Here is a 23818-nt window from a genome sequence, read left to right as displayed (position 1 = left end):
AAATTTATTTAAACTGCAAATTATAGCAGAGATTTAAAAATTTAATACTATTTTAGCTTGATTATTTCAGAGATTATCTCTACTAGCTCCTCTTGACTATTTACATGTTCGATATTGATTAAGTATTTGCCATTTACTACAAAGCCTGGAGTTCCACTGATTTTAGCCACTTCTAGAGCTTGAGAGGTTAGCTTGGCATAGGCTTTGCCATCTTTTGAGTTAGCGTAGTCTATTATGGTTTTTACACTAGCATTTTGGACGCCATTTGCTTTTAGGATACTTGCGGCTCTTTGATAGAATTCTTCGCCATTTTTATATGATTTTTTATTTACAAAAGCATCTTCAAAAAAGCCTTTTAAAACTTGGTGAAAATTTGATTTTGCACTTAGAGTGCTTAGGTCATTTTTCTCATCTAGGCTTTTAGCATAGCCTAAAACATTGCTCATCTCAAAGCCAAATACACCCATTTGATGCACTTGCCACTCATCATATTTAAGATCTGGTAACATTTCAGATACAAATTTAAGCGTGCCATTTTTGAAGTGATTATAGCAGTGAATGCACCCATAGCTAAAGATCTCAATAACGCTATTTTGTGCATTATTAAATTCAGCCTGTTTTGGTAGTTTTATATACTCTTTGCCTTCAGTAATTGCGTTTGCACCAACAGCAAGTAGCAAAGAAAATGCTAAGAAAAGTTTTTTAAATTTCATTATTTACTCCTTTATTTTAGATTTTTAAAGCTTAGTGGAAGCTCTAAATTTAGCTCTTTTACAAGCTTAATTGTATTTTGTAACTCATCAATTGATTTGCTAACAACCCTAATCTCATCACCTCTAATAGACGCATTTACTTTGATTTTAGAATCTTTTATGGCTTTTGTGATCTTTTTAGCGTTATCGCTATCAAGGGTATCATTTAGCTTTAAAATAGATTTAATATTACCACCACTTGCGTTTTCTACGCTCTTTTGGCTTAGTGCAACTGGCGGAATTTCTCGCTTTATAAGTTTGCTTATTACAATATCTTTTAACGCTTCAATTTTAGAATCGCTTGAGCTAATGAGAGTTATGGTTTTATCCTTTTCATTTAGCTCAATTTCAGCCTTTAAACCCTTAAAGTCAAATCTATTAGCCACCTCTTTTTTAGCCGTTTCGAGGGCATTTTTGACTTCCATCATATTGACACTTGCACTTATATCAAAGCTATGCTCATCAGCCATTTTCACCCCTTTAAGAAATCTTCTATATTTTTAGCACTTAGCTCAATTAGTTTTTTTCTAGCCTCCACACTAGCCCAAGCAATATGCGGAGTAATCATCAATCTATCTTTATTTTTGACTTTTAATAAAGGGTGATTAGCTCTAATTGGCTCTTTTTCAAGCACATCAGTGATAAAATAAATCTTACGCTCATCGATTAAATTTGCGATTTTTTCCTCATCAACGATCCCGCCACGACCGCTATTTACGAGCATTGCTCCATCTTTTAACTCATCTAAAGCCTTAGCATTAAAAAGATTTTTTGTATTCTCATTAAGTGGTGCGTGAATGCTGATTATATCGCATTTTAAAACCTCTTCAAAGCTAACTCTTTTGAAATTTGGATTTGAGTTATTATTGCTTGTTGAGTAGTAGCAGACTTCACAACCAAAGGCTTGTGCTACCTTAGCCACTTCAAGACCAATCGTTCCAAGACCAACAACGCAAAATTTCTTATTACTAAGCTCAAATATCGGTCTATCTAAATTTACAAATATCGGACTTTTAGCCCAGCCATCGCTACTTTTACCATAATTTTCATAGTAGCTTGTGCTATTTCTAATGGCTAAAATATTAGCAAAAGTTTGTTGGACTACGCTATTAGTGGAGTAGCCAGCGACATTTTTTACTACTATATTTGCATTTTTAGCCGCTTCTAAATCTATATTATTTACACCAGTTGCCGTAACGCAAATTAATTTTAAATTTGTTTTTGCAATTACATCTTTTGTGATTAAAACCTTATTTGTTAGCACAATATCAGCACCTTGAAGTCTATCTATAGTCTGATTTTCATCAGTCATATCATAGCTGATAAACTCCCCAAATTTGCCAAATATGCTCTTTAAATCCACATCATTACCCAAGGTATTAGCATCTAAACATACTATTTTCATATTTTTCCTTTTAATGAGTTGGCATAAATATTAACATTTTTTTATTAATTAATAGCTATATTTATTGTTTAAATTTGCAAATATTATTAAATTTGCCGATTTACTTGGTAAAATATGCAAAATAAAAAAGGAAAATTATGGCAATCAGCCCCATCTCAAATGCGATTTATGTCAATCAAAATACTCCCGCAGCAGCTTCAGTTCAAAGTGATTTCCAATCAAAATTAGATATGCAAATGGCGATGAATGCCGCAGCTTCGGCTGAAAAGAAAAAAGAGGTAGAAGAGACTCGCCCCACTGAAGAGACCTATAAAATTGATCCAGAAAATGAGCATGAAAAGCAGACGCAAAAAGAGGATTTAAACGAGCAAAATCATAAGCGTAAACGCAGCGATGATGAGGTAGATGATGATAGCGAAGATGTTAAATTTCAAAAGCTTGATATAGTGGTGTGAGATGAGAATTTTTATTTTAGCGATTTTTTGTGTGGTTTTAAACGCAGGGAGTATCTCTAAGATTGATATAGTGGTCGCAAAGCGTGGAGCAATGGGGGCTTATATATATGGAAGTGATACAAATAGCGTTCAAGTAAGCTTTGAAGGGCAGATTATAAATAGTTGCCGTATAGATGGGATAAAAAACCCTTTAGATAGAGTGGTGCGTCAATGGGCGTTGCAGTGTAGGCTGCCAAATATGGCTGGAAAGGTGGAGATAAAATATTTTGATCTACATAATAAGCGTCAAAGTGTTTTTAAATTTATAGAATAAATTTGGTTTAATTTTAGCTAAAATTAGATAAAATCACAGCTTTTAAGGAAGGTTTTATGAGAAATAGAATTATGGTTGGCATAGCCTTATTTGTGGCGTTTTTGGTTATAGCGGTGCTAGATATTTTTTGGCTCAATTTCATAATTTTTGGTGCTATTTTAGCTTTAGCGGTGCTAGAGAGCTTAAATCTTTATAATCTTAAACAAAAATCTATAGTTGTGATTGCGGTGGTGTTTTTTACCTTACTTCCATTTGTTGGTGGGATACAAGATGTTTTTAAGATTATTATCTTAAATTTAGTTGTGGTAGCTAGTGTTTTAGCATATTCTAAAAATGAGAATTTAAAGCTTATTTTGCCTTTCATCTATCCAGTTGCGCCTATTTTTATACTATTTGCGATATATCAAAGTTATGGTGTTTCGGCGTTATTTTGGCTGATTTTTACTATTATTGCTAGTGATAGTGGGGCGTATTTTGTGGGAAAATTTTTTGGTAAGAGAAGTTTTAGCCCATCAAGCCCAAATAAGACGCTTGAGGGGGTATGTGGCGGATTGATTATAGGTATAATTTTTGGGATAATATCTGGGCTATTTTTAATGGATATTGCTTTTATTATCGTTGTTTTATGTAGTGTTGGGGTTGTGATTTTTGGTATATTTGGCGATCTGTTTGAGAGCTATTTAAAGCGTTTAGCTGGCGTTAAAGATAGCGGAGTGCTACTTGGAGAGCAAGGTGGAATTTTAGATAGAATTGATGGATATTTATTTGGCGTTTTAGCGATGTATATGGTGCTTATATGATAGTTCTTGGTAGTAGCGGGAGTATTGGTTTAAATGCTTTGAGATTAGCTAGAGAGCATAATTTAAAAGTAGAAGCCTTAGCTTGTAAAAGTAATTTAAAGGTTTTAAATTCGCAAATTAAAGAGTTTGCTCCAAAATTAGTATATATAGATGATGATAGCTTAAAACCTTTGGTTAATCATAAATTTGTCTTTAGCAAAAATGATGGAATAGAGAGCTTTTTAAAGGCGTGTAGTGATGAAATTGGAAGCACAAAGCTTATAAATGCTTTTGTAGGATTTGATGGATTAACTCCTAGTGTGCTAGGTTTAAAGCTTGGATTTGATTTAGCCTTAGCAAATAAAGAGAGCCTTGTAGTAGGTGGGCAATTTTTAGATTGTGCAAAAATCACTCCAATTGATAGTGAGCATTTTGGGCTTAAATTTCTATTAAAAGATCGCCCTAAAATCCATAGATTGATTATCACAGCAAGTGGTGGGGCGTTTTATAATCGCGATATTACTACCTTAAAAGATGTAAGTGTAGAAGATGCCCTAAAGCACCCAAATTGGAATATGGGGGCAAAGATTACCATCGATAGTGCCACGATGGTAAATAAGCTATTTGAGGTTATTGAGGCATTTTGGCTTTATGGATGTAAAAATATAGACGCCTATATAGAGACAAAATCTCTAATCCACGCATTAATCGAGTTCAAAGATGGCTCCACGACAGCTCATATCTCAAAGCCAGATATGAGATTAGCCATAGCTCATGCCATTGGTCTTGGCAATCAAAGGATAATTGAGAATTTAGATATTAAATTATTACAAAATATAACTTTTGAACTGGTTGATTTAGATAGATATAGGGCATTTAGCCTAAAAGATGAGTTATTAAAAAATCCTAAAATTGGTGCTATTATAAATGCGGCTAATGATGAGATTGTGGCTGGATTTTTGAGTAAGAAGGTTAAATTTAACTCCATTAGCGATGCGATTTTTGATGCTTTGGATAAATTTAGTAGCTTTAGATTAGATAGCTTAGAGAGCGTAGTTGAGATAAATAAAAAGGTAAAAGATTATATCAAAATTAGATATAATACCTAGATTTTACCAATTCTTAACAAAAAATTATTAAAATTATGAGAAAATTATAAGGAAATTGTATTGCGTAATCTTACTATATTTTTGACCATTTTTATCTTTTCTAGTTATGCTTATGGCGAGTTTTCTTTGATAAAACTTGGGGTTGATGATAATAATACCGTGCTTGTAACTGGCGGAATTCAAGGCGATGAGCCAGGTGGTTTTATGTCAGCGAATTTACTTGCTAGAAAATATGAGATTATATCTGGCTCTTTATATGTAGTCCCAAATTTAAATATGCCAAGTATTTTGAAAAAATCTCGCGGTGTAAATGGGGATATGAATAGAAAATTTGATAAAATTTCAGATAAAGATCCAGAAAAAGATGTTGTAGAGCAGATTAAATCCTTAGTCTTACAACCAAATATTAGTATGCTTGTGAATTTACATGATGGAAGTGGATTTTATCGCCCAAAATATATAAACCAAATGATGAATCCAAATCGCTGGGGAAATATAGTTATTATCGATCAATCTACCCTTGATGGTGCGTTATATGGCGATTTAGAACAAAATGCCAATAAAGTAGTAGATAGATTAAATAGCAAGATTTTAGACCCTAAGCATAAGTATCATCTTCGCAACACCCGCACCTCTGATGGGGATAAAGAGATGTTAAAGAGCTTATCATATTTTGCGATAAAAAATGGCAAATCCGCATATGCAAATGAGGCCAGTAAGAGCTTGCCAATTAATGAGAGGGTATATTATCATTTAATCGCAGTTGAGGAGTATTTAAAGTTAGCTGGGATAGAGTTTAAACGCGATTTTGAGCTAACCCCACAAGGAGTTAAAAAGGCCTTAGATGAGGATTTATCCGTGCTTGTGTGCGGTAAATTTCTATTTTATTTGCCAAAATCTAGGCTAGGATATATCCCGCTTTCTAGCGATGGTAAGCTTGATTTTGATTGTGATAATGCTCTTGTAGCACTTACAAAAACTCAAGGTATTTATAATATCCACTATGGCAATAATATTATCACTAGATTTACTCCTGAGTTTTTTGAATACTCAAATTTGATTGATGAGATTGGCATTAGAATTGATGATGATGAGCCTAAATTTGTTAAACTTGGTCAAAAAATTGTAGTCGATAGTAGTTTTATGATTATGCCAAAAGATGGAGTAAGGGCAAATATAATCGGATATGGCACCACTATATCAGATGAAAGCGGTATTAAAATAACCAAAGATATGATAAAATCACGCTTTTCAATGGATAAAAAGGAGCAAATTTATAGGGTTGAATTCTATGAAATGTGCGATGGTAAAGATAAATTTATTGGTATGATTTTAGTGGAGTTTGCTAAGTGATATTAGGGATTGAAAGTAGCTGTGATGATAGCTCTATAGCGCTTATGGGGTTGAATTTAGATCTTATTTATCATAAAAAGATAACCCAAGAGTTAGAACATAGCAAATATGGCGGTGTGGTTCCTGAATTAGCTGCAAGACTTCATACTGCTGCTTTACCAAATTTAATTAAAGAGATTAAGCCATATTTTAAGGATATTAAAGCCATTGCTGTAACAAATAGCCCAGGGCTTAGCGTTAGCCTTGTTAGCGGTGTTAGCGTGGCGAAGGCTTTAAGTATCGCTTTGAAGCTACCGCTTATTGAGATAAATCACCTAGTTGGTCATATATACTCGCTATTTTTAAACTCTCCTGCAAGGTTGCCTCTTGGAGTGCTTTTAGTAAGTGGTGGTCATACTATGGTTTTAGATATCAATGAAAATGGCGATATCGCTGTGCTTGTAGAAACTAGCGATGATAGTTTTGGCGAGAGCTTTGATAAGGTGGCTAAGATGATGGGGCTTGGCTATCCTGGTGGGGTGGCTATAGAGAATTTAGCTACAAAATCCACTAAAGATAGATATAAATTTACTATTCCATTAAAGGGGGATAGCCGTTTGGAATATAGCTTTTCTGGGTTGAAAAATCAAGTTAGAATAGAGATAGAAAAAAGCTTAACAAATGGCAATAAGGATTTTGCTGATATAGCATTTGGGTTTCAAAGGGCTGCTTGTGAGCATATAATAGATAAGCTTAGTAAGATTTGTAATCAAAGAAAATTTAGTAGCTTAGGCGTTGTAGGTGGGGCGAGTGCAAATAAATATTTAAGAGGTAGATTGCTTGAGATTTGTGATAAATTTGATATGAGTTTGCTCCTTGCTCCTATGGAGTTTTGTAGCGATAACGCAGTTATGATAGCAAGGGCTGGTGTAGAAAAATACCAAAAGGGAAATTTTATAAATTTAAATGATTTAAAAATCAGCCCACGCTCGAGTCTAAGCTCAATTTATTTATGATATAATTAAAGTTATGAGATATTTAGTTTTTTTCATATTTTTTTGCTCTTGTTTAAATGCCTTTACATTTAGCATTAATAGTGGAAAGCATAGTGGCAATCCCTACTATATAATACATCTTCAAGATGATAAGGAGATGATATGTGATGAGCGTAATAGCGAAGAGAATAAGATATATAGTTGTAAGGTATTTACTAAATTAAATCAGAATTTAAAAAACCAAGATTTGCCATTTGCTAAGATTAGCTTTCATCCTTTAGATGATGGATTTGTGGTAATAATTGAGCCTAAAATCACTTCTAGAATATTTAATGCTAATAATAGACTTTTTGACTCACAAAACTCTAAAGCCAATAAATCTAATCGCTCTAAGCACTTTACAATCAATATAAATAAGCAGTTAAATGAGCTAGATACAAGTTATATTAATGGGATTGAGTTTCCTATCAAATATCCAAATTTACTTCGCCCAAGCGTCGGTGCGTTGGATTTAAATAAAGAGCCAATTACTTATAATGAAAATGGGGATATGGGTATCTATCTTTTGATAAAGAGAAACTATGAACGGCAAAATTATAAAGAGGTGATATTTGAGAGTCAAAAAGCTATGAAATCCCACCCTGATAGTATATTTTTAGGGGAGTTTTTATTATACCAAATTCGCTCTATGGATAAGCTAATCAAAGAAGAAACCCAGTATCAAGCTATACAAAAGATGAACTCAAATATAATTGAATTAGCTAAGGTTTGGATGAGATTTAATGGCTCAGATAGGAATTATCCAGAAATTTTATATATTAATATGATGGCAAATCTTAGTAGCGATCTATTTGATGATGCGGAGTATATATTAGATATTTTAATAACCGAACACAGCAATGATACATGGACAAATCGTGCTATAATAGGCTATGCTGATCATCTAGTATCTCGTGGCAAATTAAATGACGCAATGAGATTTTACGAAGATGTTTTATATAGCTCAAATGATGTTGATGTGGCTAGTGAGGCATCATTTAAATTAGTTAAAATTTACCTATCGCAACAAAGATTTTCTGAAGCAGCCCAGTATATAGACAAGGTCGTAGTGGCAAATCCCAAATATATTATAAACGATAAGGGCTATAGTATGGAGGTTGCTGATGAGCTAAGGGTGAATAATCTATTTGATACAGCGGCTAAGATTTATAAAGTAGTTTTTGATGATTCTCATCTTCATGATGGATATTATGAGATTAGCCTTAGACGCCTTGGGACTACGCTAGTGCGTGGAGTAGAACCAGTAAGCTCATATGAGTATTTACAAAAGTATAAGCAAGAATTCCCAGATAATGAATTTAGTAGCGAGATAGAGTATGCACTTGATCGTCTGTTTTTTGATATGCCAGATATGAGTAGCGATGAGAAGCATGCGCATTATAATAAATTATTAGATAAATACCAAGGACAAGAACTAGCCAAAATAGCTCTCATCGCAGAAGTAAAGCTTAGCTTTGATGAGAAAAGATATAATGATATTTTAAATTTAAATAGCCTAATAGTTGATTTAAATCAAAGTGATATTACTGATATGATGAATACTTCTGCTTTAAATCTAGCAAATAGATATAACCAAAATTTGGATTGTTTAGATGTGGTTGGTTTAGTAGATAAGTATGAAATAGAGAATCAAATAGTAGATAAATTCAAATTATTTAACTGCTATTATAGAACAAAACGATACACGCAAGCCTATAACTTAGCTAATGAAAATATAAATGATCCAAATTTAAATAATAGAGTTGTTTGGCTAAATAATTTAACTAAGATTAATTATAAACTATCTCAATTTATTGCTGCTATAGATAGTAGTTTTAAGGCTGTAGAGCTTGCTAGTAAGGTGCCATATAGCGATCCAAGCGAGGCTATAATATATAGATTTTACTCACTTTTAAAATTAGATAGATTTGATGAAGCCACCTTGGCATTAAGGGCTGTGGAGGATAATAAGGGTATTGATATTATGCTGATTGAAGCTTATGACGCTGCTATGATTTATGCTAATGATAAGGGTAATAAACTAGCTAAAAACTACTCAAAAAAAGTTTTGGATCTACAAACTAAGTTAAATATCGATACATTTAGCCCAGAGGCAAATTTTATATATATTGATAATTTAGTGGCGGACTCGGAGCTATTAGAGGCTAAAAATATGGTTTTAGATCTCTTAAATAGAAATTTAAAACCACAAAATAGAGCTAGAGCCTTGCATACAATTGCGCAAATAGAGATCTCGCAAAACAACCCAAAAGCCGCTACCCCCTATATAAATGAGTGTTTAAATATCGCTCAAGATAGTCAGTGGAAAGCCCTATGTAATGAGCAAAAAAGATTAGTTGATGGAATTTGATATTTGAGCTAAAAAATTATCTAAATTTAAATTTTTACCATCAATTTTTATAGAGTTAAAGCTTTTATTAAAAGTTCTTTGTCGTTTGGCTAATTGCGTTGTGTGGATTGTGATTAAATTGCTAAGCTCATCTATATCTATTTTTCCATCAAGATACTCTTTAGTCTCTTTAAGACCTATGGAATTTAGCGGTTTTAACGCACTATTATAGCGTTTAAATAGATCCTTTGCCTCATCTATTAAGCCATTTTTAAGCATATTTTTGGTGCGAATTTTTATGCGTTCTATTAACTCAAATTTATCCCATACAAGCTCAAAAATAGTTAAATTTTTAATAACTGGCTCACCAGTATTAAGGCGTAGCCATTGAGATGGAATATTGCTAGTTTGAGCGTAAATTTGATACCATTTGCGTAGTCTAAATTTATCATTTTTGCTAAATTTAGCATAAAATTCCCCATCAATTTTCATTGCCAAATCCCAAATTTCATCATCACTTATCTCAATCTTTATTGGCTCAATTTTTGGTGCTAAGCCACTTAACATAGATTTGAGATAAAATCCACTTCCGCCGGTTATGATAAGTGGGATATTTTGGCTTTTTGCATAGGCTAAAGCGTGATTATACTCATTGATAAAATCCCCCACGCAAAACTCCATATCAGGGCTAACAAGATCAATCCCAAAGTGCCTTATAAGCTCTAATTCATCTTTTTTAGGCTTAGCACTTGCTATATCTATCTCTTTGTATAAACATAAAGAATCAAGGCTTAAAATCACCGCATTTAATCTCTGTGCTACATTGATAGCTAGGTCGCTTTTACCACTTGCGGTGGTGCCTATGATGGCAAATTGATAAAACATTTCACACTCTTTAATTTTTGATATTTTATCCAAACCAATGCCCTAATATGCTTAAAATCACTATTTTATCAATCAAAATTTAGATAAATTTCGCTAAAATACAAACCTTAAAAGGAAAAATATGGCAAAATTTATACAAATTTTAAAAGATATTAATGAATTAATCGTGTTTAAGCACTCTATTTTTGCCTTGCCGTTTATATTTGTAGCGATGATTGTGGCATCTAAAAGTGCGAATGACTCAATATGGTTTGGCTGGGAGCTATTGATTTTAGGTCTTTTGTGTGCTGTGAGTGCTAGGAATTTTGCTATGGCAGCAAACCGATATCTAGATAGAGATATTGATAAAGATAATCCCAGATGCGCCTCTCGCCCAAGCGTAGATGGTAGAATTGGTAGTGGGAATTTATTGATTTTTATCTGGATTAATGCTCTTATTTTTGTGATTGTGGCGTATTTTATCAATTCTCTTGCTTTTTGGCTTAGCTTTGTGATTTTAGCACTTCTTGGTGTTTATTCATATTTTAAGAGATTTTCAGCTTTAGCGCATATTATGCTTGGAGTTTGCCTTGGACTTTCGCCGATTGCTGGGGCGATTACTGTGTTGGCTGAAGTGCCTTTGTGGGCGCTTTTGATCTCATTTGGGGTTGTATTTTGGGTGGCTGGATTTGATATTTTATACTCACTTCAAGATATGGAGTATGATAAAAAGATGGGATTATTTAGCATTCCTAGCATTTATGGAGCAAAGGCCTCTATGTTTATTTGTGGGATTTTTCATTTTTTAACTATACTTTTTTGGTTGCTATTTGTAATTAGTGCTAATCTTGGATTTATAGCATTTTTAGGCGTGGTTGTAAGTGGGGTGATTTTATACTTTGAGCATAGGATTGTTAGGCGTGATTTTAGTAAGATAGATAGGGCATTTTTTACTCTTAATGGCTATTTGGGGATAATATTTTTTATTTTTGTATTGGTGAGTTTATGGTAGATTTTAGATTAATTAATGGGAGAGTTGAGATTAGCTTTGAGCCTGATGAAGAGTATGGATACGAGGCTGAATTTAACCAAAGTAGAAGTAGTATAGATGAGTGGCTTAGCCATGAAAAGGTGCGTGGAGAAGGTGAGAATAGCGATCCGCTTACAATAAAATTGCTTGTGGAGCTTTATAAAAAAGTAGATGAATTGTCAAATATTATTAAAAATCAGCATAATCCACCAAAGCCACTTAAATTTCACCACCAAACAAGCAAGATTGGGTATGAGGGATTTGAGTTTGATGATGAGTGTTTAGAAGTTGGGGTGATTTACTTCGCTAGAGTGAATTTACCACTATTTATAAAGCGTGAAGTTTTGATATATTTTAAAGCCGTTACGCCAAAATGTGCAAAAATTTTAAAAGTATCAAGAGGGAATGAAAAAGAGTGGAATGCCTTTGTGGCTGAGAGTGATAGATTAGAGATAAGAAAGGCAAAAAATAGTGAGCAATGAGATATTACTTTACATCGCTTTTATACTGCTTTTAGGCGTTTTTGGGGCAATTTTTTGGCTAAGGGATAAGCAGATAAATGCGAAATTTTCTAAATTTGAGTTGGCTATAGAGGGGCTTATTAAGGAGAATTATCAGCTAAAAAGGCAGATAAAAGAGATCCCAACCGCTGGGCCAATTATACAAAATGAGATAGATATGAATGAGATAAATAGCCAAATTGAGCTAAAAATCAGCGAAGGATTAACGCAGAAAATCTCCCCAATCTTACAAAATGTCCATATCATAGAACAAGCCGTAAATGAGATAAAAGATGAGCAACAAGAGAGACTTTATAGCTTAGAAGAACGCACTAAAAGCATAGGCAAGATCACTCCGCCAAGCTTTGAGGCAAATAATGAAAATAGGGTTGTTGAGATGTTTAGAGCTGGTAAGACTCCAGAGGCCATAGCTAGGGATTTGCAGCTTGGGGTAGGGCAGGTGACTATGATTTTGAAATTTAAAAAAGAGATATGATGTTAGTAGATAAATTTGGCAGAGTGATTGATTATTTGCGAATTTCAGTAACCCAGCTTTGTAATTTTAAGTGTAGATATTGTATGCCTGAAGATGGTGAGTTTAATAATATTGGAAGAAGCAATATTTTAAGCTATGAAGAGATGTTTGATTTTGTTAAAATTTGCCTTGATAATGGAGTTAAAAAGATTAGATTAACTGGCGGAGAGCCTTTAGTAAGAAGAGATATAGAGAAATTTGTAAAAATGATAAATGATTATAAGCCAGATCTTGATCTAGCAATGACGACAAATGGATACTATCTAAAACAAAAAGCTAAGGTGCTAAGAGAATCTGGATTAAAAAGATTAAATATCTCTCTTGATACTTTAGATGAGAAAAAGGCAAATTTCATAGCTAGAAAAGATGTTTTAAATCAAGTTTTAGATGGAATTAATGAGGCTGTAAAAGAGGGGTTTGGGATAAAGCTAAATAGCGTTGTGCTTAAAGGGATAAATGATAATGAGATTATAGATCTTTTGGAGTTTGCTAGGAGTAAAAACGCACAAATTAGATATATTGAATTTATGGAAAATACTCACGCAAGTAGTGATTTAAAAGGGCTTAGAAAGGATGATATTTTAGATATTTTATCTAAAAAATATAGCATAAAAGAGATCACCAAAAGCCCAAATAGCCCATCAAGCCTATTTGAGACTAGCGATGGGTATAAATTTGGCATTATAGATCCGCATAAGCATGATTTTTGTGCTAGTTGTAATAGGCTTAGATTAAGTGCTGATGGGCTTTTGATACCATGTTTATACTATGAAGATGGAAAGAGTATAAAAGAGGCTATGAGAAGTGGAGATTATGATAAGGCTAAGCAAATTTTAAAAGATGTCTTAGAGGCAAAGCCAGAGAAGAATAAATGGGAAAATGATGGCAAAGGTGAGATCTCAAGTAGGGCATTTTATCAAACTGGTGGTTAGAGATGGTTGAGGTTGTCGAGTATTTTAACTCTATTCAAGGAGAGGGTAAATTCCAAGGCAAAAACGCCTTTTTTATCCGTCTTGGTGGTTGTAATCTAAAATGTCAAGGCTTTGGCTCTAAGCTTATATCGCCTAAGAGTGGAGAGATTTTGCTAGGTTGTGATACCATTAGAGCAGCGCAATCATCGCATTTTGATTATGAGAAATTTGATTTTGAGCGTTTAAGTAGTCTTCTTTTTAGCCTAAAGCATAAGCCTTTGATCGTTATAACTGGCGGAGAGCCACTTTTATACCATAGTGATAGAGATCTGCTAAAATTTCTTGAATATGCTTTTAGCGTTGGATTTAGCATTCAGTTTGAGACAAATGGCACGATTGAGATTGATTTTACTAAATTTCCAATTTATAAAAAATGCACCTTCGCAGTGAGCGTAAAGCTATCTATAAGCGGTGAGCCACTACACAAAAGGGTTAATAAAAAGGCATTAAAATCGCTATTTAATAATGCTGATTGCTTTTATAAATTTGTAAGCACATCTAGGGATTTAGCTGAGATTAAAGATATTTTATCTATTCAAAATGGCGAAGTTTGGTGTATGCCACTGGCTAAAAACCAAGATGAATTAAACCAAAATGCCAAAAGTGTGGCGAGTTTTGCCATAGAAAATGGATTTAACTATAGCGATAGGTTGCATATTAGAATTTGGAATGATTTAGATGGAGTTTAGAGTATGATAATTAGGAAAATTTATGATTTTGAAAATGCTCATATAGTTAGATTTTGCAGCTCCAAGCGGTGCAAAGAGAGTATCCACGGCCATAGCTACAGGTGCGAGGTACTGCTTAAATCTGACTATTTAGACGCTGCTGGAATGGTGTATGATTTTGGTCTGATGAAGCAGCATATTAGAATGATTATTGATAGCTTTGATCATACTACCACGCTTTATGCTAATGATAATACTCAGTATAAAAATGATATGAAAAGGCACTCTAAGCGTTGGATAGAACTACCTTATAATCCAAGTGCTGAACATTTTAGCCGTGTGTTTTTTGTGCTTATTGATAGATTGCTTAATCAGTGCGTAATGCAAAATGGCGAAAAAGGCGTGGAGCTATATAGCATTATCGTTCATGAGACCGCTACAGGCTACGCACAATGCTTTAAAGAGGATGCTTATAGCCATAAAATGGGGATAATAAATTTAGATGATATAATCTTTAGCGATGGGATTAAGGCTGAATGGAGTGATTTTGACTTTTACGAAAAGCTCAAAAATGGTAGCAAATTTATAAATCCAAAGGAGTGCTAGTGAGAAGATTGGCTTTAATATCTTTGATAATTTTTAGTTTTTATGGTTGTGACAAAAAAGAGGTAAAAGAGAATTCAAATAACGCAATAGAGATCCCGCCACCAGATGTCCCAATAGCCAAAAGCGATGGCAACGCAAGTATAGATAGTGATTTCCCCCCTATGCCGGTGGTAGAATGATAGAGACATATGATATGAGCATTAGCTTGCATCTTGGATTTATCAAGATACTTTTGGGGCTATTGGTGCTTCATTTTGGGCTTGTATTTATCGGCGATACGACTAAATTTAGCTATATTAAGCGGCTTATGTATTTTTTACCCACATACTATCTATTTATGGCGTCTATATTTTTTACAGGTATGCTTAATTTGGCATTTTTACACTTTTCTATGAGCTTATCAATTTGGATAATGATTATCTGCTGGATAGCGCTCATTCCACTTGGGGCGATTGGATTTAGGAGATTAAAAGCAGTTAGGATAAGCAAGGAATTTGGTAAATTTAAGAGATTTATGGCTATTAAAATAGTTTGCGAGATAGTAATTGTTAGCTTTGGAACTTATATTGGGATTGTGCTATGAAATTTATCTATCACAAGGGTGCTGGGAGCGAAAATCTTAAGATTGATGGCGATGGATTTAGCCATTTAAAGGCTCTTAGATTGAGCGAGGGCAAGAGAGTTGATGTTAGAAATTTAAAAGATGGCTATAGCTATATCTATGAAATTTCTACTATAGATAGGCATGTGGCTACTCTCTTGCTGATTTTTAAATCTCTTATTTTGCCTATGGAGCATAAATTTGAACTAGCCTGGGCTGTTGTCGATAGTAGCGTGATAGAAAAGAGTTTGCCAAGCTTAAATGAGCTAGGTGTGGGGCGATTGAATTTAGTATATTGTGAGTTTTCTCAAAGAAATATTAAGTTAAATTTGGAGCGATTTGAGCGGATTTTAATCAGTAGCTCACAGCAGTGCGGTAGAAACTATTTGATGGAAATTTCAATTTTTCATAGCGTTGATGAGCTTTTGAGTTATAAAAAAGATATTGCGTTGATTGATTTTGGTGGGGAAAATTTAGATAATTATAAGATGGATTATATGCTTTTTGTAGGGCCTGAGGGTGGATTTAGCCAAAGCGAAAGGGAGAAAATAACTATGAAATTCGCATTAAATTCTCCATATATTCTTCGCTCAAATACCGCTATTGTTAGCGTTGCAAGTAGGTTTTTAATATAAATGGAAATTATAATAGTATTAATAATTAGTTTAGTGCGTGCCATTATCTGTGCTTTACTAGGCTTTATAATCGGGTTTTTTTATGATATACAAAGGTGGAAAAAGTGGATATTTTTAGTTTGTGCGACTATTTTTAGTATCTATCTACTATCTACAAGATCTAATGATATTGGATTTTGGGGGCTTGTGGTTGGATTTTTAGAGGATTTTGGCGGAATTTATATTGGTATTTTTATTCTAATTGGATTTAGAAATATGGCTCAAAGATTTGGAATTTGTAAAATTTGTGATAAATTTAGGAGAAAGCGTGAAGACTCTGACGATAATTGATACTTTTGGATTTTTTTTTCGTCTTTATTATGCGATGAGTGGGCTAAAAAACGCAGATGGCAAACCAAGTGGAATGGTGCATGGATTTGCTAATTTCATAGCAAATTTAAAGCAGGAATTTCATAGTGATTATATAGTTTTTGCCCTTGATAGCGGTGGGAAGACCTTTAGAAATGATATAGATCCAAACTACAAAGCCAACCGCACAGAAGCACCAAAGGAGCTTAAAGAGCAGCTACCAATCTGTATTGATATGATCGAAAAGATGGGATTGTGTAGCTTAAGGGTTGAAGGATATGAGGCTGATGATATAATAGCAAGCTTTATCAAAAATAACCCACAAGAAGATCTATTTATCAAAGTTGTAACTCATGATAAGGATCTATATCAGCTAATTAATAATAGAGTAAGCATATATAGCCCAGCTAAAAAGGAGCTATATGATAGAGATGGTTGCTATGAGAAATATGGCGTGTATCCAGAGCAAATTCGTGATTTCTTAGCTCTTACAGGAGATAGTGCTGATAATATCCCAGGGGTTAAGGGCATTGGCGATAAGGGGGCTAAAAAGCTCTTAGATGAGTTTGGTAATATTGAGAATTTATATGAAAATTTAAATCAAGTCCGCAATGAAAGAACTAAAAATTTGCTATTTGAGGGCAAGGAAAATGCCATTATATCTAAAAAATTAGCCACCTTATACGATGGCCTTGAGACTCCAAATTTACAAAATGCCAAATTCCCAGCAGATAATCCGCTAATTAAAATCCAAGATATATTAAAAGAGTATTCGCTAAATAGGCTTTTAGCCACTCTTGATATTGATAATACGCAAAAAAATTTAAGCTTTGAGCCTATTTTGATAACTGATGAGAGTAAGCTTGAAGAAATTTTACAAAATATCGATGGTGATACCATTATCGCATTTGATACTGAGACAACTAGCGTAAATGCAAGGGAGGCTAAGATAGTTGGATTTAGCTTTTGCTTTAATGAGCAAAAGAGCTATTATGTCCCTATAAACCATAGCTACTTAGGTGTCCCAAATATGGTAAGTCACAAGGCGGCTTTGTGGGCTATAAAGCGGATTTATTCAGCCTTTGTGATAGGCCATAATCTAAAATATGATTTTAAAATTGTATTAAATAATTTTAACTTAAATCCGCCAAAAAATTATGCTGATACGATGATAATGGCGTGGTTAGATAATCCTGTAGCTAGTGTGGGTATGGATACTTTAGCTAAAACGCTTTATGATTATGATACGATTAAATTTGAAAATGTGGTAAAAAAGGGAGATAATTTTGCTAGTGTGGAGCTAGAGAGTGCGGCAAAATATGCGGCTGAAGATGCTTGGATAACTTTGAAATTTTACAAAACGCTTAGTAAAAAACTAAGCAGCGATATGCTAAAAATTGCTTATGATGTGGAGTTTAAATTTATCCTGACCTTGCTTGATATGGAAGATAACGGCATAGCCATAAATAGAGCAAAATTAAGGGATTTAATAAACCAAAATGAGATCACGCTTGATATGATTAAAAGCGAAATTTATAAGCTTTGTGAGATGAAATTTAATATCAACTCCACAAAGCAACTTGGCGAAGTGCTATTTAATGAGTTAAAACTCCCAAGTAAAAAAAGTACCAAAACAGGATATAGCACCGATGAAAGCGTGCTTAAAGAGCTTATTGACGCTCACCCATCTATAGCTAAAATTTTAGAATACAGAGAGCTTTATAAGCTCCAAAGCACATATTGTGAGCCTATTTTAAATTTAGCCTTAAATGATGAAAATAGCAGGGTTTATACTAGTTTTATCCACACTGGCACAGCCACTGGACGCCTAGCTAGTAAAAATCCAAATTTACAAAATATCCCCGCTCGTGGAAATTACGCTAAGCTATTTAGATCTGTTTTTGAAGCAGCAGATGGATATACTCTTTTAAGCTTGGATTACTCTCAAATCGAGCTTAGACTTTTGGCTCATTTTAGTGGTGATAGTGCCTTAATATCGGCTTTTAAAAGTGGCAAGGATATACACGCCCAATCAGCAATCAATATATTTGGCGAGTTAAATGATACAAACCGAAGTATCGCAAAATCCATAAATTTTGGTTTGATTTATGGAATGGGGGTTAATAAATTAAGTGGTGATTTAGGTATAGATAAAAAGGCTGCTAAGGAGTATATCGCTAGATATTTTGAAGCTTTTAGTAGTGTTAAGGATTATTTACAAAGTATTAAAGATCAAGCCAAAAGCGATGGATTTGTCCAAACCTTGCTTGGCAGAAGAAGGTATTTTGACTTCTCTAGTGCTTCGGCCATGCAGCTTGCAATGTATGAAAGGGAGGCTGTGAATACTAAATTTCAAGGCAGTGCGGCTGATATTATCAAGCTTGCAATGCTAAAAATTATGGAAGTTTTAAATGAAGAGAAGTTGCTTTTACAAATTCATGATGAGTTAATCTTTGAGGTTAAAGATGAAAATGTAGATGAATTTAGCGCCAAGGTGGCAAATATTATGAGTAGTATAGTTAGCTTAAATGTGCCTTTGGTGGTAAATTATAATGCGGCTAAAAACTGGGGCGAACTTAAATAATTTGCCAAATTCAGTTAAATTTTGGTTACTTTATGTAATAATTTAATATTTTTTTTAAATGGGGTTTTTATGGATCTTTCTACTATTTTAGGAATGGTGCTTGCTATTACGAGTATATCTGTGGGCGATATTTTAGAAGGTGGCAATCCTTTACATGTTTTACATATTAGTTCTGTTCTTATCGTTATTCCTACGGCTCTATTCTCAGCTATGACTGCAACAAATAAGAAATATATCAAAGCAGCTTTTAAGGAGCTTAAAGTTGCTTTTAAAGGCTCTGGAGTGGATATGGGTGCTAGGATTACTGAGCTTGTGGAGTATAGCACTTTAGCTAGGAAAAATGGAATTCTCTCACTAGAGCAAAAAGCTGCTACAATAGATGATGAATTTTTAAAAACCGGTCTTAGCATGCTAGTAGATGGTCAGCCTATTGATGAGGTTAAGGAGCATTTGGAGCTATCTATTGAGACAACTGAGGAGTATTATCATGAGTGTGGGCACTTTTGGATACGCACAGGTGAGAGTTGTCCGACATTTGGGCTAGTTGGTGCGGTTATGGGGCTTATGCTTGCACTTCAATTATTAGATAATCCTGCAGCTATGGCAGCTGGTATCGCTGGGGCATTTACAGCGACCGTTACGGGAATTATGGGGGCATACGCATTTTTTGGGCCTTGGGGAATGAAGATAATGGGAAATGCAAAGGATATAGTAAAAGAAAAAGTTATGATTTTAGAAGCGTTAGTAGGCATTGCTGAAGGGGCAAATCCAAGGAGCTTAGAGGCAAAATTATTTAACTTTTTAGACAAAAACGAACCAAGAAATTCACAATTTAATTAAGGTAAAATATGGCGAAGAAGAAAAAATGTCCAGAGTGTCCAGCAGGTGAGAAGTGGGCTGTGCCTTATGCAGATTTTCTCTCTTTGCTTTTGGCTCTTTTCATCGCACTTTATGCGATTTCAGCGGTGAATAAGGCTAAGGTTGAAGCACTTAAAACAGAGTTTATAAAGATATTTGAATTTCCAGATACCAAATCTCTTAAAGAAAGCAGCAAAACATCAAATAGCAGCAAGGAGTTTGATAGCCCTAGTATAGCGGTGCAGGCGCAAAATCAAACATCTGTAAATGTAAATTTAAATAATGAAAGATATAAAGTTACGCTAGATCAAGCTGAAAATCAAGTGGCAATTGATTTGCCAGCGAGTATTAAATTTGATTACCAAAGCTCCAAAATTTATAATCCAGATATGATAAACTTTATCAATATTGTAGCTATGATTATTAATAAAATTCCAGAATCGGTAGTGGTGGATATTAGAGGATATGCTGATGATTTTGGCGATTATGAGACTGATTATAGGCTAGGAATCGAGCGTGCTTATAGCGTATTTACAATGCTTGCAAATGGTGGTGTGGAGAGCAAGAGAATGAGAATTACATCATTTGGAGATAGTGTAAATATAATAAATAGTGATTTAAAAATTGCTAAAATATATTTTAAAATAGATGTTAAAGATAAGGCTTTGCAAAAATCAGTTTTAGATATACTTAGTGAGCTTAAGTAATAATCATTATCATTTCATATTAAGTTATATATAAGTTTAAATTTGATAACCTACCGCCCAGATCTATTTAAATTTAAGGAGAGTAAGATGGCGGTAAAAATTACTGATATTTGTATTAGTTGTGGTTCTTGTATTGATGAGTGCCCAGTAGGTGCAATTGTAGATGATGCAGATAACCCAACTGGCGAAGATGCGTATTATGTATATGCTGATAAATGCGTTGAGTGTGTAGGTCATAATGATGAGCCAGCCTGTGCAAACGCCTGTCCAACTGATGGTTGTATCGTGTGGAGCGGGGTGGTTTCAGGACAGCCAAGCAGAAGTGATATCGGCGAAGAGTTAAGAGATGGCACAAACGCGGTAGTAGCTTAATTTAATTTAAATTATAAAGATTACTATTTTTTTAAGTTTAGTTTTGATATAATCACGCTTTTAAAAAACCTTATTGTAGGAGATCTATATGGAAAAAACTCTATCGATAATCAAGCCTGACGCAACCAAAAAGGGTGTAATAGGTAAAATTATAGATAGATTCGAAAGCAATGGGCTTAGAATCGCAGCAGTTAAAAAACTGCAATTAAGCGTAGAAAACGCTAAAAAATTTTATGAAGTGCATGCTAGCAGACCATTTTATAATGACTTAGTTGAGTTTATGACTAGTGGTCCAGTAGTTGTAATGGTGCTTGAGGGCGAAAATGCAGTGCTTAAAAATAGGGAATTAATGGGTGCTACAAACCCTAAAGAGGCTGCACCTGGGACTATTAGAGCTGATTTTGCAGATAGCATTGATGCAAATGCAGTTCATGGTAGCGATAGCTTAGAAAATGCTAAAATCGAAATTGCGTTTTTCTTTGCTAATACAGAGATCCTTTAAGGTTTAATATTGAAAATTCGCTTTGATAGGCTAAGCAATACACCTGTTAATTTTCAAAGCAGTATTGATATGGTTGAATTTAGTGGAAGTATCAAAAAATCTTCCCTAAATTTGGCTAAATGTAGCGGAAAACTCAGTGGTAAATTAGAGCATATTTGCGATCGTTGTGGAGCTGATATAGTTTTAAATTTAGATGAAGAGTTAAACCTAAATTTAAGCGATGGCATATATAAAGATATTGATAATGAACTAAGCAATACTATTGAATTTTACGACGGACAGATTGATACTGATGAAATTTTAATTAGTGAGTTAGAAGCCTTTAAAAGCGACTATTTTTATTGTGATAATTGTAAAATTTTAGAAGGAGAGTAAAATGGCAGTACCTAAGCGTAGAGTGAGTCATACTAGAGCAGCAAAACGCAGAACTCACTATAAAGTTACATTACCTATGCCTGTAAAAGACAAAGATGGCAGCTGGAAAATGCCTCATCGTGTAAATAGAACAACTGGCGAGTATTAATATAGATAATGACAAAAATAGCAATTGACGCTATGGGCGGGGATTTTGGTGCTGAGCCGATTATAGCTGGAGTGATTGAGGCTTTAAAGCTAAGAGAATTTCAAGCTTATTTAGTTGGAGATGAAGCTAAGCTAAGATCCCTTATACCACAGAAGTATTTGAAATTTATAACCTTTATTCAATCTAGTGAAATCTTTGCTATGGATGAGAGTGCAACTGATGTGCTAAAACGCAAAGATAGTAGCATATATAAGGCCGTTGAGTTAGTGCGAAATAGTGAGTGCAAAGCCGTTGTATCTGCTGGTCATAGTGGTGCTAGTATGAGCTTAGCTACTTTGCGTATAGGAAGGCTTAAAGGTATTAGCAGGCCTGCTATTGCTACTTTAATGCCTACAACACAAACTAATAAAAAAACTCTTGTTTTAGATGTGGGCGCAAATGTAGATTGCAAGGCGGAAAATTTATTTGAATTTGCTATTATGGGTTATGCTTATGCTAAGGAGATTATGAAAATCAATAATCCCAAAATAGGCCTACTTAGTAATGGCGAAGAGGATTGTAAAGGAAATGAGATCACAAAAGAGGCATTTGATATGCTTAAAAAACTCGATAGTTTCATCGGAAATGTAGAGGGTAATCAAATTTTTGATGGGAGTGTTGATGTTATTATATGTGATGGTTTTGTCGGTAATATACTATTAAAAACTAGCGAAGGCGTAGCTAGTGCGATTACTAAAATTATTAAGCAGAATATCAAAAAGTCGCTACTTGCTATTTTTGGTGCGACGCTTATGAAGGGCGTTTTTAAAAGGCTTAAAAATCAGATTGATTATGATGAATATGGTGGTGCACCACTTTTGGGGGTTAAGGAGTGTGTGATTATAAGTCATGGCAAATCTAACCCAAAAGCCATAAAAAATGCAATTTTTCAAGCCCTAAAATTCTCAGAATCAAATATAAATAAGGTAATTTTAGATGAGCTTACAAAGTTTGAAAAATGATTAAAGCTTCATTAATATCTATTGGAGCTTATGCTCCTGAGAATATTCTTACAAATTTCGATCTAGAAAAGATGGTAGATACTAGCGATGAGTGGATTAGAAAACGCACCGGTATCCAAGAGCGACGAATTGCTAAGGATGAATTTACAAGCGATCTTGGCTATAAAGCAGCTTTACAAGCTTTGGAGCGTTCAAATTTGGATAAAAGTGATATTGATGCTATTGTTTGTGCTACTATTACTCCAGATTATTTTTGTATGCCATCTACTGCGTGTGTGATTGCTAATAAGCTTGGATTAAAAGATATAACCGCATTTGATATAAGTGCGGCTTGTACGGGCTTTATCTATCTTTTAGACCTTGCTAAATCCATGATAGAAAGCGGCGCAAAGAAAAATATTTTAATAGTAGGTGCTGAAAAGACTAGCACTATTATGGATTGGAGCGATAGGAGTATTTGTATATTGTTTGGCGATGGTGCGGGGGCTGCTGTGATAAGTGCTTCTAACATTAATCCAATTATTGATGTTCATACCTCTAGCGATGGGAGTAAGGGAGATCTGCTTATAACTCCTGGGTGTGCTATAGTAAATCCAGCAAATAGCCATACTATTGATAATAAATTAAATTTTATGAAAATGTCTGGCAATGATGTCTTTAAAATTGCCGTAAATACCCTAACAAAAGATGTAGTTGATATTTTAGAAAAAAATCAAATTTCCCCTGATAGAGTTGATCTTTTTATTCCTCATCAAGCAAATTTAAGGATAATAGAAGCTGTGAAGCAAAGGTTAAATTTTAGTGATTCTAAGTGCGTTGTAACTGTGCAAAAATATGGCAATACAAGCTCGGCTTCTATACCTATGGCGATGAATGAGGCCTATGAGAGCGGTAGATTAAAAAATGGTTCATTAATGCTGCTTGATGCTTTTGGTGGTGGATTTACTTGGGGTTCAGCGTTACTTCATTTTGGTGGAGAGTAAT

The 23818-nt window shown here is 34.1% G+C and carries 30 protein-coding genes; 26 read left to right on the top strand and 4 right to left on the bottom strand.

What is annotated here, in order from left to right; all coding sequences use genetic code 11:
• Positions 1 to 47: 47 nt before the first annotated feature.
• Genes CSUIS_RS07200 through CSUIS_RS07190 form a run of 3 tightly spaced genes read right to left on the bottom strand, consistent with a single transcriptional unit; the run spans position 48 to position 2157 of the window.
• Positions 48 to 713, bottom strand: coding sequence for a thioredoxin domain-containing protein (locus CSUIS_RS07200; RefSeq protein ID WP_086298246.1), 666 nt, complete (start codon positions 711 to 713; stop codon positions 48 to 50).
• An 11-nt stretch (positions 714 to 724) separates the two neighbouring features.
• Positions 725 to 1222: a YajQ family cyclic di-GMP-binding protein gene (locus CSUIS_RS07195; protein WP_086237371.1), complete on the bottom strand. Its 498-nt coding sequence runs from the start codon at positions 1220 to 1222 to the stop codon at positions 725 to 727.
• Positions 1223 to 1224: 2 nt separating this feature from the next.
• Entirely contained in the window at positions 1225 to 2157 is a 933-nt protein-coding gene (locus tag CSUIS_RS07190; RefSeq protein ID WP_086242459.1) for a D-2-hydroxyacid dehydrogenase, read from the bottom strand.
• A gap of 137 nt (positions 2158 to 2294) precedes the next feature.
• On the opposite strand from CSUIS_RS07190, the gene CSUIS_RS07185 reads away from it, so the two are divergent.
• The 7 genes from CSUIS_RS07185 to CSUIS_RS07155 are packed head-to-tail and all read left to right on the top strand — an operon-like array spanning position 2295 to position 9550.
• Positions 2295 to 2612, top strand: a complete 318-nt coding sequence (locus CSUIS_RS07185; RefSeq protein WP_086298244.1) for a hypothetical protein — start codon at positions 2295 to 2297, stop codon at positions 2610 to 2612.
• A gap of 1 nt (position 2613) precedes the next feature.
• Positions 2614 to 2925 (top strand): hypothetical protein, encoded by a 312-nt coding sequence (locus tag CSUIS_RS07180; protein WP_086298242.1) that lies wholly within the window; start codon positions 2614 to 2616, stop codon positions 2923 to 2925.
• A 56-nt stretch (positions 2926 to 2981) separates the two neighbouring features.
• Positions 2982 to 3725, top strand: a complete 744-nt coding sequence (locus CSUIS_RS07175; RefSeq protein WP_086237375.1) for a phosphatidate cytidylyltransferase — start codon at positions 2982 to 2984, stop codon at positions 3723 to 3725.
• Positions 3722 to 4813, top strand: coding sequence for a 1-deoxy-D-xylulose-5-phosphate reductoisomerase (locus CSUIS_RS07170; protein WP_086237376.1), 1092 nt, complete (start codon positions 3722 to 3724; stop codon positions 4811 to 4813). The genes CSUIS_RS07175 and CSUIS_RS07170 overlap by 4 nt, the downstream gene beginning before the upstream one ends.
• 60 nt (positions 4814 to 4873) lie before the next feature.
• A complete protein-coding gene (locus CSUIS_RS07165; RefSeq protein WP_236845296.1) occupies positions 4874 to 6166 on the top strand; it encodes a M99 family carboxypeptidase catalytic domain-containing protein in 1293 nt (430 codons plus the stop codon).
• Positions 6163 to 7161 (top strand): tRNA (adenosine(37)-N6)-threonylcarbamoyltransferase complex transferase subunit TsaD, encoded by a 999-nt coding sequence (tsaD, locus tag CSUIS_RS07160; protein ID WP_086298240.1) that lies wholly within the window; start codon positions 6163 to 6165, stop codon positions 7159 to 7161. Before CSUIS_RS07165 ends, tsaD begins: the two co-directional genes overlap by 4 nt.
• A 13-nt stretch (positions 7162 to 7174) precedes the next feature.
• Positions 7175 to 9550: a tetratricopeptide repeat protein gene (locus CSUIS_RS07155; RefSeq protein WP_086298238.1), complete on the top strand. Its 2376-nt coding sequence runs from the start codon at positions 7175 to 7177 to the stop codon at positions 9548 to 9550.
• Here CSUIS_RS07155 and miaA read toward each other — a convergent pair.
• On the bottom strand, positions 9533 to 10414 hold the full coding sequence (gene miaA, locus CSUIS_RS07150; RefSeq protein ID WP_086298236.1) for a tRNA (adenosine(37)-N6)-dimethylallyltransferase MiaA: 882 nt from the start codon (positions 10412 to 10414) through the stop codon (positions 9533 to 9535). The genes CSUIS_RS07155 and miaA overlap by 18 nt on opposite strands.
• A gap of 121 nt (positions 10415 to 10535) precedes the next feature.
• Here miaA and mqnP point away from each other — a divergent pair, with 121 nt between their 5' ends.
• The 19 genes from mqnP (at position 10536) to CSUIS_RS07055 (ending at position 23817) form a co-directional block, all read left to right on the top strand.
• Positions 10536 to 11405 (top strand): menaquinone biosynthesis prenyltransferase MqnP, encoded by an 870-nt coding sequence (gene mqnP, locus CSUIS_RS07145; protein WP_086298234.1) that lies wholly within the window; start codon positions 10536 to 10538, stop codon positions 11403 to 11405.
• Entirely contained in the window at positions 11399 to 11905 is a 507-nt protein-coding gene (locus tag CSUIS_RS07140; protein ID WP_086237381.1) for a hypothetical protein, read from the top strand. Before mqnP ends, CSUIS_RS07140 begins: the two co-directional genes overlap by 7 nt.
• On the top strand, positions 11895 to 12419 hold the full coding sequence (locus tag CSUIS_RS07135; protein ID WP_086237382.1) for a DUF6115 domain-containing protein: 525 nt from the start codon (positions 11895 to 11897) through the stop codon (positions 12417 to 12419). The genes CSUIS_RS07140 and CSUIS_RS07135 overlap by 11 nt, the downstream gene beginning before the upstream one ends.
• Positions 12419 to 13390, top strand: coding sequence for a GTP 3',8-cyclase MoaA (gene moaA / locus CSUIS_RS07130; RefSeq protein WP_086293138.1), 972 nt, complete (start codon positions 12419 to 12421; stop codon positions 13388 to 13390). Before CSUIS_RS07135 ends, moaA begins: the two co-directional genes overlap by 1 nt.
• A 2-nt stretch (positions 13391 to 13392) precedes the next feature.
• Entirely contained in the window at positions 13393 to 14118 is a 726-nt protein-coding gene (locus CSUIS_RS07125) for a 7-carboxy-7-deazaguanine synthase QueE (RefSeq protein ID WP_086237384.1), read from the top strand.
• 3 nt (positions 14119 to 14121) lie between these two features.
• Positions 14122 to 14703: a 6-pyruvoyl trahydropterin synthase family protein gene (locus tag CSUIS_RS07120; RefSeq protein WP_086298232.1), complete on the top strand. Its 582-nt coding sequence runs from the start codon at positions 14122 to 14124 to the stop codon at positions 14701 to 14703.
• Positions 14703 to 14882 (top strand): hypothetical protein, encoded by a 180-nt coding sequence (locus CSUIS_RS07115; protein WP_086237386.1) that lies wholly within the window; start codon positions 14703 to 14705, stop codon positions 14880 to 14882. Before CSUIS_RS07120 ends, CSUIS_RS07115 begins: the two co-directional genes overlap by 1 nt.
• Positions 14879 to 15286, top strand: a complete 408-nt coding sequence (locus CSUIS_RS07110) for a hypothetical protein (protein ID WP_086242468.1) — start codon at positions 14879 to 14881, stop codon at positions 15284 to 15286. The genes CSUIS_RS07115 and CSUIS_RS07110 overlap by 4 nt, the downstream gene beginning before the upstream one ends.
• On the top strand, positions 15283 to 15939 hold the full coding sequence (locus CSUIS_RS07105) for a 16S rRNA (uracil(1498)-N(3))-methyltransferase (protein ID WP_086298230.1): 657 nt from the start codon (positions 15283 to 15285) through the stop codon (positions 15937 to 15939). The genes CSUIS_RS07110 and CSUIS_RS07105 overlap by 4 nt, the downstream gene beginning before the upstream one ends.
• On the top strand, positions 15940 to 16269 hold the full coding sequence (locus tag CSUIS_RS07100; RefSeq protein ID WP_086298228.1) for a hypothetical protein: 330 nt from the start codon (positions 15940 to 15942) through the stop codon (positions 16267 to 16269).
• Positions 16247 to 18871 (top strand): DNA polymerase I, encoded by a 2625-nt coding sequence (gene polA, locus CSUIS_RS07095; protein ID WP_086298227.1) that lies wholly within the window; start codon positions 16247 to 16249, stop codon positions 18869 to 18871. Before CSUIS_RS07100 ends, polA begins: the two co-directional genes overlap by 23 nt.
• Positions 18872 to 18940: 69 nt before the next feature.
• On the top strand, positions 18941 to 19711 hold the full coding sequence (motA, locus tag CSUIS_RS07090; RefSeq protein ID WP_086293132.1) for a flagellar motor stator protein MotA: 771 nt from the start codon (positions 18941 to 18943) through the stop codon (positions 19709 to 19711).
• 8 nt (positions 19712 to 19719) lie between these two features.
• Entirely contained in the window at positions 19720 to 20436 is a 717-nt protein-coding gene (motB, locus tag CSUIS_RS07085) for a flagellar motor protein MotB (protein WP_086237392.1), read from the top strand.
• Between the two features lie 87 nt (positions 20437 to 20523).
• Positions 20524 to 20808 carry a DUF362 domain-containing protein gene (locus CSUIS_RS07080; protein ID WP_086237393.1) on the top strand — a complete coding sequence of 95 codons (285 nt, stop codon included), beginning with the start codon at positions 20524 to 20526 and terminating at the stop codon, positions 20806 to 20808.
• 88 nt (positions 20809 to 20896) lie between these two features.
• The gene (gene ndk, locus CSUIS_RS07075; protein ID WP_086237394.1) at positions 20897 to 21310 is read left to right on the top strand and encodes a nucleoside-diphosphate kinase; all 414 of its coding nucleotides are present in this window, start codon (positions 20897 to 20899) and stop codon (positions 21308 to 21310) included.
• Positions 21311 to 21319: 9 nt separating this feature from the next.
• Positions 21320 to 21685, top strand: a complete 366-nt coding sequence (locus tag CSUIS_RS07070; protein ID WP_086237395.1) for a DUF177 domain-containing protein — start codon at positions 21320 to 21322, stop codon at positions 21683 to 21685.
• A 1-nt stretch (position 21686) separates the two neighbouring features.
• On the top strand, positions 21687 to 21833 hold the full coding sequence (gene rpmF / locus CSUIS_RS07065; RefSeq protein ID WP_086225358.1) for a 50S ribosomal protein L32: 147 nt from the start codon (positions 21687 to 21689) through the stop codon (positions 21831 to 21833).
• Between the two features lie 8 nt (positions 21834 to 21841).
• Positions 21842 to 22834 (top strand): phosphate acyltransferase PlsX, encoded by a 993-nt coding sequence (plsX, locus tag CSUIS_RS07060; RefSeq protein ID WP_086298224.1) that lies wholly within the window; start codon positions 21842 to 21844, stop codon positions 22832 to 22834.
• The gene (locus CSUIS_RS07055; protein WP_086242472.1) at positions 22831 to 23817 is read left to right on the top strand and encodes a beta-ketoacyl-ACP synthase III; all 987 of its coding nucleotides are present in this window, start codon (positions 22831 to 22833) and stop codon (positions 23815 to 23817) included. The genes plsX and CSUIS_RS07055 overlap by 4 nt, the downstream gene beginning before the upstream one ends.
• Position 23818 lies beyond the last annotated feature (1 nt).

The sequence above is a fragment of the Campylobacter porcelli genome, assembly GCF_002139855.1.
GTDB lineage: Bacteria > Campylobacterota > Campylobacteria > Campylobacterales > Campylobacteraceae > Campylobacter > Campylobacter porcelli.
This window is presented reverse-complemented; position numbering and strand designations above follow the sequence as displayed.